The sequence below is a fragment of the Marinobacter sp. CHS3-4 genome, from assembly GCF_030053415.1.
GTDB lineage: Bacteria > Pseudomonadota > Gammaproteobacteria > Pseudomonadales > Oleiphilaceae > Marinobacter.
The window spans coordinates 703,727-716,451 of record NZ_JASGBJ010000001.1; the positions used below are offsets into that span (position 1 = coordinate 703,727).

The 12,725-nt window shown below is 58.7% G+C and carries 7 protein-coding genes; 2 read left to right on the forward strand and 5 right to left on the reverse strand.

The genetic code is table 11. The features are described 5' to 3' along the window. Positions 1–69: 69 nt before the first annotated feature. Together QLQ17_RS03240 and QLQ17_RS03245 are read right to left on the reverse strand one after the other, a co-directional pair. Positions 70–1,623: a BCCT family transporter gene (locus tag QLQ17_RS03240; RefSeq protein WP_283208097.1), complete on the reverse strand. Its 1,554-nt coding sequence runs from the start codon at positions 1,621–1,623 to the stop codon at positions 70–72. A gap of 26 nt (positions 1,624–1,649) precedes the next feature. Beyond that, positions 1,650–2,705, reverse strand: coding sequence for a GGDEF domain-containing protein (locus QLQ17_RS03245; protein WP_283208098.1), 1,056 nt, complete (start codon positions 2,703–2,705; stop codon positions 1,650–1,652). Positions 2,706–2,961: 256 nt separating this feature from the next. Between QLQ17_RS03245 and QLQ17_RS03250 the strand changes: the two genes are divergently transcribed. Further along, positions 2,962–3,315 (forward strand): DUF4174 domain-containing protein, encoded by a 354-nt coding sequence (locus QLQ17_RS03250; protein WP_283208099.1) that lies wholly within the window; start codon positions 2,962–2,964, stop codon positions 3,313–3,315. Positions 3,316–3,328: 13 nt separating this feature from the next. Next, positions 3,329–3,562, forward strand: a complete 234-nt coding sequence (locus QLQ17_RS03255) for a hypothetical protein (protein WP_283208100.1) — start codon at positions 3,329–3,331, stop codon at positions 3,560–3,562. Positions 3,563–3,658: 96 nt separating this feature from the next. Here QLQ17_RS03255 and QLQ17_RS03260 read toward each other — a convergent pair whose 3' ends face one another. The 3 genes from QLQ17_RS03260 to ggpS all read right to left on the reverse strand — a co-directional run bounded on the left by QLQ17_RS03260 (position 3,659) and on the right by ggpS (position 12,668). Next, on the reverse strand, positions 3,659–8,689 hold the full coding sequence (locus tag QLQ17_RS03260) for an Ig-like domain-containing protein (protein ID WP_283208101.1): 5,031 nt from the start codon (positions 8,687–8,689) through the stop codon (positions 3,659–3,661). 248 nt (positions 8,690–8,937) lie between these two features. Further along, the gene (gene gtfA, locus QLQ17_RS03265; protein WP_283208102.1) at positions 8,938–10,380 is read right to left on the reverse strand and encodes a sucrose phosphorylase; all 1,443 of its coding nucleotides are present in this window, start codon (positions 10,378–10,380) and stop codon (positions 8,938–8,940) included. Between the two features lie 17 nt (positions 10,381–10,397). Further along, the gene (ggpS, locus tag QLQ17_RS03270) at positions 10,398–12,668 is read right to left on the reverse strand and encodes a glucosylglycerol-phosphate synthase (RefSeq protein WP_283208103.1); all 2,271 of its coding nucleotides are present in this window, start codon (positions 12,666–12,668) and stop codon (positions 10,398–10,400) included. Positions 12,669–12,725: the final 57 nt, after the last annotated feature.

Sequence of the window (12,725 nt, forward strand, 5' to 3'; positions counted from 1 at the left end):
CGCGATTTCATCATGAGGGCGTTGCACCTGGTTGCAGCGGCTCTTCTGTACTCCCGGGTCGCCCCGGTTTCAGAGATCCTGCTGGTCAAGCAGCCGCTCAATGCGCTCCCTCATGATGGCCTCGTGCAGTTCAATCTGGCGCTTTTCGTTGCGCAGAGATCGCAGCAGCGCCCCGGCCATGAACAGCATCAGTACAATGAAAGGGAAGGCAGCCACGATGGACAGTGTCTGCAATGCCGACAGGCCACCGGAAAACAGCAACACACCCGCGACAAACACAGGGACGACGCCCCAGATAACGCGAATGAGGCGGCTGGGGTTCAGCACGCCTCTGCTGGTAAACATGCCGAGCACAAAGGTGGCCGAGTTGGCGGAGGTAATCACGAACAGAACAATGAGCAACAGCATCAACCAGCCAAGGCTTTCAGCGGAGGTGAGGTGTTCCAATGTCACGAACAGCGCTGAGCTGACTTCCTGCACAACCGCATCACCAATACCGCCTGCGCCAAACAGCTCGATGTGCAAAGCGGTTCCGCCGAAGGTGGTAATCCAGATGGTGCTCAGCAATACAGGCACGCCCATCACGCCCAGCACGAACTCCCGAATGGTACGCCCCCGTGATATCCGTGCAATGAAACTACCGACAAACGGGGCCCAGGAGACGCCCCAGGCCCAGTAGAATATCGTCCAGCGTTCCACCCAGTCTTCCGTGCCACTGTAGGGCGTCATCAGCAGGCTCATGCCGATCACGTTATCGAAATAGTCGCCCACAGCGGTGGTCATCACCGAGGTAATGAAATCGGTGGGGCCGACAAAGAACACGAACAGCAGCAGGATGGCAGCCAGCCACATATTCAGGTCACTGACGTATCGAACGCCTTTTTCCAATGGCGTCAGGGCGCACAGCAGGAAGACGATCGCAACACCGGCGAGGATGGCCATCTGCGGTTGCAGGCCAAAGGGTAAGCCAGCAACCGTTGTCAGGCCGCTGTTTATTTGAATGATGCCCAGGCCCAGTGTGGTAGCGACACCGAAGACCGTCGACACCACGGCCAGTATGTTGATGGCGTGGCCGATGCCGCCGTCAACGCGATCTCCGAGGGTAATGCGAAACGTCTCGCTGATCAGGCCTGGCCGTTCCTGGCGGAACCGAACGTAGGCGATGGCCAGCCCCACGACCGCGAAGTTGCCCCATTGGTGGAACCCCCAGTGAAAGAGGGAATAACGCATGGCCAGTCCTGCAGCCTCAGGCGTGCGAGCTTCAGCCAGACCAAGAGGCGGCGCAACGTAGTGGCTCATGGGCTCGGCCACGCCCCAGAAGACCAAGCCAACACCCATGCCGGCAGAGAAGATCATCCCCAGCCATGTCGGGTAGGCGAATTCCGGGGTTTCCCCATCGGCCCCGAGTCGGATGCTGCCGTAATTGCTCAGGGCAACGCTCAGGCAAAACACCAGGAAACCCGTTGTCGCAAACAGATAGAGCCAACCGAAATGTTCGGTGGTAAATATCAGGGCCTGTTGTGTCCAGGCCTCCAGACTTGCGGGTAGCATTACCCCAAGGCCCACGAAAGCGGTTAGTAAAAGTAGCGAGATATAAAAGACCCAGCCCGGGCGATTTTCCATAAACGTCCTGTTTTAGAAGCTGAAAATTATGGCAGTGCCGCACCAGCAACCACTTGATTGCGTCCTTTGTGCTTTGCCTGATAAAGCCGGTGATCGGCCGCCTCCAGCAGTTCCCGAATGGTTTGCCCATCCTGCGGAAATTGCGCGCTGCCAATGCTCGTGGTTATCTGAACCCTGCTTTCGCCTGCTTTCACCTCCAGCGAGTCGACCGCCTGTCGGATGTTTTCGGCCACCTTCTCGGATCCCGGTTTGTCGGTTTCCGGAAGCAGAATCAGGAATTCTTCCCCGCCCCAGCGCGCCGGTGTGTCAGCGGCTCTTAACCGTTGCTGCATCACATCGGCCACGGCGATCAGTACCTGGTCGCCGACATCGTGTCCGTATTGGTCGTTAATGGTTTTGAAGTGGTCCAGGTCCAGGGTCAGAAGGCTGAAACCGGTGCCGGCGTATTTGGCGTGCGCAAGGGTGTCGTCCAGCAGCTCGCGCAGATGTTTTCGATTGGACAGGCCCGTCAGTGAGTCGGTCGAGGCAATACGATGCAGACGTTCTGCGGCATTCTCTCGAACGGTTTCGTAAGCGTAGACGCCGCCTGTCAAAACCAGGCTGCAGGCCACGACATTCGTCATGCCCACCATATCCATGAGCCCGGGCGTATTGAAGTGGTATCGATAGTAAAGAAACCAGGCGATCGTCAGCAGTATCAGAGACAGCGGCATTCCTAACTGGCGACCGTGAAGAAAATGGGCGATCACGGGGATCAGGAAAAACCAGACGAACACCTTGTCGGAAAGGCCTGGGGTCAGCAATGCCGCAATCAGCATCGAATACAGCAAAAGAACGTAAATCAGGCTCCAGGGCTGAATGTTTCGGCTGCGCGGAAGAATGACGATCAGCACCACCGCGAAAACCGATACGGCCAGTTCAAACGCGGCGAGGTGGTAGACGCCCCGTGTAAGATTCAGCACGGCGAAGCCGAAACAGAAGATGGCCGTCAGCATCAGCAGCCAGTGCAGCAAAGCCCGGCGCTGGACGTCGATCGCAGAGCGCCGGCTATGCTTTAGAGATGTCTCTGAAAGATCGCTCACTTGGCCCCGGTGTCCCGTGCGGTGAAGGCATGAATTGATTGAGAGATGCCTAGTCTATCAGCTTAGCATTGATCCGGAATTCTTGGCGTTCGCCAATATGGTAATGGCAAGCTGTTCGTTGGTTCTGGGCTACGCTTGGTGGAACCTTTCTGGGGTTTGAGGGAAGTTTATGGGGTATGAGATTCTTATCACTGGAGGCAGGCGCATTGTGGCGGTTGTTTGTATGCTTTTTTCGCTTTCGGCCCTTGGAGCGGATATGGACAAACTGAGCGATTACCAGTGGAAACATCGGCTGATTCTGGTGCAGGCAGCGCCAGAGACCAAAGATGCCGTTGAAACACTTTGGGGCTCGAACGTCGGTATCGAGGATCGTGACATTCTCTGGTTCGTGAACGCTGAGTCTGGCTTGTTGTCTAACCAGTCAATCGTGCCCATTGGTGTTGAACGAGACGTCAAAACGCTGCTTGAGAATGCCCGCCCGGATGAGCGCGTGCTGCTCATCGGGAAAGACGGCGGCATCAAAAGCCGCGAAGCCAGTCTCAACCTTGAGGCAATTTTCCAGCGCATCGACGCCATGCCCATGCGACAGCGTGAGATGCGCGAGGATTAATGAGAGCCCGAATATGAAACTTATCCTGTTATTGGCCGCTCTGGCGGTTATCGGCCTGTTGGTGACTCAGCAACTGAACAAGGGTGAGGGCACCACTGCTCAGCAAGCCTCCGAAATGGGCGTGGGCGAGGTGCCAAAGGTGCCCCAGAATCCTGAAGACGTGCCGCAGTTCGAGGATGACATGAACAAGTTCATGGAAGACGAAGCGGCCCGCCAGCAGGAGCGGATTGATCAGGCTACCCAGTGACTGGGCGCTAGGGGTAGTGACGCCGAAAGCACTCTAGCGGCCGGTGACACGGCCGCTAGAGTGCTTGTTGTACAGCGCACAGTTCAGAGGGATGCGTCAGTCAAAGCTGTTCGACAACAGATCGAAGATGCCGTTGCCCTGCCGCTGATGCCACACCGTCATGGCCTCGCCTTTGCTGTTCATGCCCAGTGATGGCTGGTTCAGGTTGTTTTCTTCGGTGTCATCACTCTCGAGGGTGATGACACCGCTCCAGCCAATGCCCGCCACATAGCGGTTGGCAAAGGTGCTGGACAAGCCCAGGCCGTCGTTCTGGAACCAGACCGCAAGGCCGTGGCCGGTGGCATCCATGGCAACCTGTGGTGCGTTGGCCGCGCCCGCCAGATTGTCGAGAATCTCCGGGGTGGTGCCCCAGCTGGTTCCCGAAGCGCTGTAGCGATTGCTCCAGACGTCGTTGCCGTTGTCCTGTATCCAGACCGCCAGGGCGTTGCCATTCTCGTCCACAGCCACCTTGGGTACGCGGCCATTGCCATTGCCATCGGCAATCGCCACCGCGCCGCCCCAGGTGCCGGCGCCACTGTCGTAGCGGTTGGCCCAGATGTTGAAGGTGCCGCTGTCGTCCGCCTGTCCCCACACGGCGATGGCGTTGCCACTGTTGTCCATGGCCACATGAGCATCGAATCCGATGTCGGTGCTGGCGCGGGCTTCCAGATCGACGGGCGTGGTATTCCAGGACCCATCGCTGAAACGGGTCGCCTTGACATCACCCGTTAAGAAACCGTCGCCCAGAATCCAGACCACGGTGGCGTTGCCAGCGGTATCCATGGCGATGGACGGGAAGAGGGCCTCGTTGCCGTCCTCGTTCTCGATCAGCTCAGCAGTGCTCCAGGTGTCGGCTGAATAGCGGCTGGCCCAGAGGTTGTTGCGGGTGCCGTCAAACTGATTCCACACCGCGATGGCGTTACCGCTGCCGTCCACGGCGATCTGAGCTTCTCCGGAACTGTTGGTCCCGTCGTCGAGCTGTACGGCCGAGTCCCAGGATTCTGCAACGGCGTTATAGCGGGCCGCCCAGATATGATAAGGATCCGCAAAAGGATCGACACCGGCGAGCTCCTGCCACACCGCGAAGACATTGCCGTCGCCATCCACCGCGAGCTCGACAGCCGCGGCATCGTTGCTGCCGGTCTGAAGTTCAACCGGGGAGTTCCCCCAACCGACACCGGGCACGTAGCGATTGCTCACAACCTTATTGGTGGAGCCGTCAAACTCCAGCCAAACCGCGGTTGCCACGCCTTGCTCGTCGACCACCACCCGGCCGCTGTTGTTGTCTGCCGCGCTGGTGTCAGCGGTGTCTGGCGTCGTCTGCCAGGCGCCATCGGCGGTGGTGAAGGTCCAGGTCTGGTTGGCCGCCAGCGGGTTGCCCGCCAGGTCGGTGATGCCGGTGGTCAGGGTGGCGGTGTGGTCGGTCAACACCGCCAGTTTGCTGTCCGGGGTCAGGGTGGCAACGTTGGTATTGCCATCAAAGGTCACGGTGCTGCTGACCGCGCCATTGCCCTCAAGGGTAAAGCTGTTGGCGTCGACCGTGGTGGCAAAGATGTCCTCGTCGAAGCCTGCGGACACATCGGTATCGCGCGCGACGCCGGTGGTGCCATCCGCCGGGCTGAGGCTGCCGCTGTCGACGGTCGGTGCCGTGGTGTCCGGGGTGTCCGGTACGGCACTGACTTGACTGGAGGCAGAACTTTCGCCCGAGGCGTTTTCGGCGGTGACGATGAAGTAGTAGGTCTGCCCGTCAACTAGCCCGGTAATCGCATCGCCGCTGGTTACAGCCTCAACCTTGGTGCCCGTCTCTGTGGTGACGTCACTGCTGGTGCTGTAATAGGCGTTGTAGCTTGTGGCGCCGGTGACGGCGGACCAGGTCAGGCTCACCTGATTGCTGCCGGCTGTTGCTGACACGCCCGTCGGTGCTACGGGCAGCGAGAGCGTGTAGGTTTCAGTGCCAACCGCAGACTGGTTACTCGCGCCATCCAACGCCAGGAACTTCACGGTGGTTGTACTGCTGAGGGTAATCGGTGCGCTGTAGGTGGTGGACCCGGTGGTGGGGGCCGAACCGTCCAGCGTGTAGAAGATACCCGCGCAGCCAGAGCCGCCGGTATCGCTGCACGACAGAGTGACGTCTTGAGTGGTCACAAAACTGGTGCCCGTCGGAGAGGCCGAGACCGTCGGTGCCCGCTGATCCACCGGCGTGGCACTGACCTCGCTGGAGGCCGGGCCTTCACCGGCAGAGTTTGCCGCCGTGACGATGAAGTAGTAAATCGTGCCGTTGGTCAATCCGGTAACCGCATCGCCACTGGTTGCCCCGGTAATCTGGGTGTTTGCCGTGGTGACGTCAGGGCTGGTGCCGTAGTAAATGTTGTAGCTGGTGGCGCCGTCCACCGCCGACCAGCTCAACGCCACCTGCGTGTCACCGGCCAGCGTCGAGACGCCGGTGGGTGCAACTGAGGGGGCAGCAGCCGTTACGACAAGCTCACCGCTGGTGCTGTCGGTGGCGCTGTTTGTCGCCCTGTCCTGGGCCGTGGCCGCAACCTCGTAAGTCCCCACGCTCAATGCGTCGGAAATGGCCAGGTTCCAGATGTCGCCGGATGCCGTCAGGGCGGCGTCGGTGCCGAGGGTATAGGTCATGCCATTGACCGACACGGTCAGCACATTGGTATCGGAGGCATCGAAGCTGCCGGTAATGGTGGGCGTGTAATCGGTTGTGGTCTGCGACGTGACCGTCGGCGCCGTCGGTGCGGTGAAGTCGACCACCAGTTTGGCAGCAGCGGCCGCCTGGTCGCCGAGCTCCCCAGAACGACTGATTGGGTGGTCTATGACCCGCAAAAGGTACTCTCCTTCGACAAACCCATCGGTCGGTTGGAAGTCAAACCCAACACTGAGGGTCAGCTGCCACTCGCCGGTCGACCGATCAAAGCTGCCTTCGGCTTCTTGAGTAAGGTCGTCGACCAAAATATTGCCTTGCGTCGGATCGTTTTTTGTCACGGCAAACGTCCAGTACGATATAATTACGGACCCATTATCATCAATCAGATATTCCTTGAGGGGTCCAACCGAGAATCCGGTTGCATCGGTCGGGAACGTCCCTCGAACGGTGGGCGTAGGGTCGTTGGTGTAGACGTCCTCAAGTGACCAGTTGGAGGGGCCGGTGGCGCTGGCGATTTCCAGTTCGTTGCTGGTGGCGTCCGATGTATTGTTACTCAAGCTATCGGTTGCCGTCACGGCAACGTCGTATGTGCCAACGGACAACGCATTGGCGTCCGGAATGGTCAGATACCACGAATTGCCATTGGTGCGAAGCGCACTGTCGGTGCCTCGGGTGTAGGTCACCCCGTCCACCTGAACGGTAAAATCCGTTGTGTTGGCGTCATCAAAGGTACCGGAGAGTGTTGGGGTTGTGTCTTTGGTGATGACGGATGCCACTGTCGGAACCGCAGGTGCTGGCACAACAAACAATCCGCCAGCCGCCGTGCTGGTATTGCCGGCGGCATCGGACGCCACGGCTCTGATTTCATAGTTGTTGATAGCAAGCTCAGTCGGGATGTTGAGGGTCCAGTCATCACCGGCGTTACTCAGCTCGTCGTGCCTGCCCAGCGTGAAGGTCTGCCCGTTTACCGTCACGAAGAACTCGCCCCCGACTTCTCCGGAATCGTAGGTGCCAGTTAGCGTCGGCTGCTGATTCGTGGTGGTGAGGTCGGTGATGGTCGGCGTTTCTGGTGGGGTCGGGTCGCTCGGCGGCGTGGCGCTGGCCTCACAGCTCACAGCCACGTTCTCAACGCTCGAGTTGGCGGTGCCACTGCCGTTGGTCACGGTGCAGACCTGCCCGTTAGGCTGGGTTTTTACGGTCACGTTGTAGCTGTTGCCGGAATCGACGGTGAATTTGAATGTATTGCCGCCGAAGACGGTGTTCTCGGCGCTGCCGTTCTGCAGTACCAATTTAGCCTTCAGGTTAGTGACGCTCCCACCAACGGAAACCTGCTGGGATAACTGGCTTTCGCAGCCCCCAGTGCTCGTGCTGTAGGTGATCTTATTGATGCGGTCATACTCTGAATTGGTCGTAAAGATATCAACCCCATCAGCGTTTTTCGCTGAGCCCAACTTGGTAATTCCGTCAACGCGCTGTCCCTTTTCCTTTCCCCCCTCGAACTTGACCAGCGTCTTCACCTCACCGGTATCAATGTTAACGTGCCGAATTCGGTAGTAATTCGTACTTTGGCCACCGCCAGAATATCCGTCGGTGACATACAGCGCTCGCCCGTCTCGCACAAGCTTGCTTGGACTAGAAAAACTTGGCTCAGTGTTTTTGCTGTCGTTGAGTCCGTCCTCCCCGGTTCCAGCCAGGGTCGTCACCTCACCGGTAGAAATCACGAGCTTTCTGATGCGGTGATTGTTGTTGTCGGTCAAGAAGAGGTTGCCATCGTAGAACTCGATACCTTGCACATTATTGAATTGGGCCTGCGCCCCTACACCGTTTGCAAATCCAATCTGTCCCCCTGCAAGAGTGGTTACCTCTTCTGTCGCAATATTTACTTGCTTGATAAATTCTTGTGTCGCTAGCTTCGCATTCGAGTCACTCAGGTAGAGGTGGGTGCCGTCTGTCGACATCGCACTAATGTTTTTCAATGGGGCTGATAAGCCCAACCACATCGTTCTAGTCACCCCGGTGGCAATCCTAATCTGGAGGATGCTAGCGCCCGCTGATGGCTCGTCTCTGGCCACGTAGAGATAGGTTCCATCGCTCGCCATCGCTGTTGGCTGGACTTCGAAGTCGTAGACGGTGGTCACCTCTTGGGTGGCAGCGTCAATCTTTCGGACGGCGAGGTTTTCCCCGTCGAGAACATAGAGGTCGGTTCCATCGGTAACGATCTCCCATGGCTCGTCGAACCGTGCTTCCGTGCCAATGGCATCGGCTCTCCCCGATGTCGTTCCCCAGCCAGAGCCATCGGTTATACCGGTCGTGCTGCCGGCAAAAGTTATAAATTTTTTGTCTTCACAGATGACGTCATCATCGGATTCAGGCAAACAGCCGCTAAGAAGAATGGCCACGAGTATGGCCGCCAGAGACTTTATGAAACTCATTGATAACACTCCACTGGGATTGCGGCCTGTGACTGACGTCAGACTCGCAGATTTTCTTGGTTTTGGATGTCTTTGGCCGAAAGGCCGAAAGGCCGAAAGGCCGAAATGACGGCACCTGGTACGTAAAGTTATTGCATTCCCTTAAAGAATCAAGCAAATAGCATAAACGGACACTTAAACTACACAAAAAGCATCAATAAACTGGTCTAGTCGGGTTGTTTTTAACCACCGAACCGGCCCTGGCTGTTTTAACAGGCCAGGTGCTTGGTCTTCCCCGTCTCCACATCCACGTAATCCACTTTCACCGTTTTAAAGTTCAGGTCCACGAACAGGTGGCAGTAATACTCGCCGTGGCGCCAGGCCATGGCGACGCTGGAGCTGTTGGAGTAGTTCAGCTCGAAATGGCCGTCGAAAGCCGGGTAGTTGCTGCGGAATTCCATCAGGCTTAGCAAGCGCTGTACCACCGGTTTCTGAATGTCCTGCTCCACTTCGTCCAGCGTGTAGTAGTGCCGGTTGATGTCCCGCAGCTCGCCGCTTTCTTCCATCAGTTCGTGATCGTTGCAGCCGGCCAGCAGGCCCACGTAGTACACCTGTGGTATGCCCGGCGTGAAGAACTGGATGGCGCGGGCGGCGATGTAGGCGTCGTCGTTCTGCATCAGCGCGTCGTAGAAGGTGCAGGTGAGCTGGTAGATGGCCCCCACGCTGTGAATGTTGGCGGCCGAGCGCCGCATGATGGGGTCGGCGCTGCGGGCGTCGATGTTGTCGATCAGCACCCGGATCTTGTCGTCCGGCAGCACGCCTTCCACATCCGGTATGCAGATGCCGTCGTGGGTATCCAGCACGGTCACCATGTTGCGCGGGCACATGCGCAGCCAGTTCTTCAGATAGGTGCTGTTGGCGTCGAGCAACGAATACAGCAGCAGCGGCGGCAGGGCGAAGCCGTAGGGGTGCATGTTCCGGCGGCTGATGGCGTACTGGTAGCTGGAGTGGTCGTGCACTTCCGGCAGGCATTCCGCGCCGTGTTTCAGGGCGACTTCGTTGATCCAGTCGAGGATCTGGTACACCTCTGGCTCCACCAGGAAGCAGCTGGTGCCGATCCGTTTGGTGGTGTAGCCGAAGGCGTCCAGCCGAAGCAGATTGACCCCTTTCGAGGTCAGGAATCCGATGTAGCTTTCCATCAATTGGTAGGCCTGGTCGGATTCGTAGTTCAGGTCGATCTGCTGTTCGGTGAAGGTACACCACACCCGGGTTTTGGTGCCGTCGGACAGGGTTACTTCGCGGAAGGGTTCTTTCTCCTTGCGGATGTGAATCTTGGCCATGTCATCCGGTGTGATCTCGCCGAATTTGTCCACGTGCACGAATAGGTCCGCGTAGTCCGAATCGAAGCCGTTGGCGATGAAATCGCGGAACTCGGGGGATTCGTCCGAGATGTGGTTCACGGTCAGGTCCACGCACAGATCGTACTTGGCTGTGAAGGCTTCGATGTCGTCCCAGGTGCCGAAGGCCGGGTCCACTTCCTTGTGGGTTAGCGGCGAAAAGCCCCCGTCCGCGTTGGAGGGGAAGAACGGCAGAATGTGTAGCCCGCCGATGGCTTCCGACAGGTGGGTGTCGACGACTTTGTAAAGGTCTTTCAGGTCTTTGCCGATCCGGTCCGGGTAGCAGATCAGCTGCACCGCGTTTTTAAGCAGCATGGTATGGCTTCCTCCGTTCAGGCGCAGTGGCCGATGGGCAGAATGGCGTCCAGCTTGGTGGCGCGGCGCTGCTCGGCGGTGTCGATGAATTCCCGTCCCCAGTAGTCAATGTCGTAACGGCTGACCACTTCGAAGGCTTCGCTGAGCCGGTTCTGCGCTTCGCTGCGGCTCATGGCCAGGGCGTAGTAGCAGGTGTCGGCGAGGTCTTGCGGGTGGTGGGGGTTGGCCAGGATGGCCCCGCGCAGTTCAGCGGCGGCCCCGGCGAACTCCGACAGCACCAGCCGGCCGCTGCCCTGGGTCAGGCCCTGGGTGGCGATGTATTCCTTGGCCACCAGGTTCAGGCCGTCCCGCAGCGGGGTAATCCACATCACGTCCGCCATGGTGTAGTAACTCACCAGTTCCTCGAACGGCAGCGCGCGGAAGAAGAACTGCACCGGGGTCCAGCCCACCTGGGCGAACTGGCCGTTGATGCGGCCGACGGTCTGCTCGATTTGCGACAGCAGTTCCTCGTAGATGGTCATGCCTGCGGCGGCGGGGACGCACACCATCATCAGGGTGACTTTTTTGGCCAGCTCCGGGTGTTCGTTGAGCATGCGCTCGTAGGCATCCAGTTTTTCGATGATGCCCTTGGTGAAGTCCAGGCGCTCGACGGACAGGATCAGCCTTACGTCCATTAGCTCTTCCCGCAGGGTTTCCATTCGGTCGATGACGTTCTGATCCGCCAGGGCGTTGCGAACCCGGTTGAGGTCCAGGCCCACCGGATGCGCGCCCAGGCCAATCTTGCGATCGTTCACTTTGATTTCGGTGCTCATTTCGTCCAGCCCCACGGCGCAGCCATAGGTCAGGAACCGGGGCGCGCAGCCGGCCTTCCGGGTGACTTCCAGTGGTGTGACACCGCGGGCCACGTCCACAAAGTTTTCGGCCTGTTTGGGAATGTGGAAGCCGATGTGGTCGCATTGCAACAGGCTGCCGATGATCTCACGGCGCCAGGGCAGCACGTTGAACACGTCTGCCGATGGAAAATAGGTGTGGTGGAAAAACGCGATGGTCAGGTCCGGGCGCATCTCGCGCAGGTAGGCGGGCACCATCCAGAGATTGTAATCGTGGATCCACACCACGGCGTTTTCGGCGGCTTCCTCGGCGGTGCGCTCTGCAAATCGCTTGTTCACGTCCAGGTACACCTGCCAGTGATCGTCGTGGAAAGTGGCCCGTTCCCAGAAGGTGTGCAGGGTGGGCCAGAAGGCCTCCTTGGAGAACCGCTTGTAGAAGATCTCGACGTCGTCTTTGCTCAAGGGCACGCGCGCCGCCACCAGTTTTTCGTATCGTTCGGTGTCCACGTCGGTGTGGGTCTGGAAGGGGCCGAGATCCGGATCATCAACAGACCACGCCACCCAGGAGCCGGCCTTGCCGTCGGCAAAGAAGCTCAGCAGGGTGGGGATGATGCCGTTGGGGGATTTCGGGCGGCGGCGGATCAGCTCGCCGTTTTCCACCACTTCTTCATAAGGCAGGCGGTGGTAAACAATCACCAGGTCGGACTTGCCTCGATTCAGGTAATCCGGCGCTTCAGCTTCAATGCCCAGATGGCCGAGGAAACCGAAATGCTCGAAGGCTTCCAGAATGCCACCACAACCGGCCGCCCCGGCGTGAAGAACGCGGGCCTTGTGCATGGTCGCTTCCAGCAAACCGGGCTCGGACTCACCCACGCACACGCCCTTGAAGCCGTGTTCATACATCGACAGGTCGTTCAGCGTGTCGCCTGCCACCAGCACAGATTCCGGGTCCACCTCCAGATGCGCCACCAGCCGTGACAAGGTACGGCCTTTGTTCACGCCCTGGGGCAGGATGTCGAGGTATTTGTGGTTGGAGAAGAGTGCATGGCAGGACAGCGCCTCGATGCGGGTGACCATCTCATCGGTGACCACGTCGCCTTCGCAGAAATAGGACACGCGGCGTTCCTGCGGTACTTCCTGGCGTTGAAGACCTTCAAACGATGCCAGCGCATCTTCAATCATCTGTTCGCCCGGCCAGAGATCGTCGATTTCTCCCTGCAGGGGCTGAATGGCCTGCTGCGAGCTCCCGTGGACCACCGTGCAGCCGACGTCGCAGATGATGTAGTCCGGTTGTGGAATCGTGGGGTCGGACAATAAGGGTAGGACGGATTCCAGTCCGCGACCGGTCACAAACACCAGATCAATTTCGGGATGGGCCGCAATAAGCCGGTAGAGTTTGAGGCGGTTGTCGGGATCACCTGCGAGAAAAGTACCATCGAGATCGGTGGCCAGTAACATAGTCTGCTCCTATCGAAACTTTTGCTCGGATAACTCTTGCTTTGCAGCATTCGTACC

Excerpts from the sequence above, each read along its gene's own strand:
- QLQ17_RS03240 (WP_283208097.1), bottom strand. The coding sequence starts at position 1,623 with ATGGAAAATCGCCCGGGCTGGGTCTTTTATATCTCGCTACTTTTACTA.
- QLQ17_RS03250 (WP_283208099.1), top strand. The coding sequence starts at position 2,962 with ATGGACAAACTGAGCGATTACCAGTGGAAACATCGGCTGATTCTGGTG.
- QLQ17_RS03255 (WP_283208100.1), top strand. The coding sequence starts at position 3,329 with ATGAAACTTATCCTGTTATTGGCCGCTCTGGCGGTTATCGGCCTGTTG.
- QLQ17_RS03260 (WP_283208101.1), bottom strand. The coding sequence starts at position 8,689 with ATGAGTTTCATAAAGTCTCTGGCGGCCATACTCGTGGCCATTCTTCTT.
- gtfA (WP_283208102.1), bottom strand. The coding sequence starts at position 10,380 with ATGCTGCTTAAAAACGCGGTGCAGCTGATCTGCTACCCGGACCGGATC.
- ggpS (WP_283208103.1), bottom strand. The coding sequence starts at position 12,668 with ATGTTACTGGCCACCGATCTCGATGGTACTTTTCTCGCAGGTGATCCC.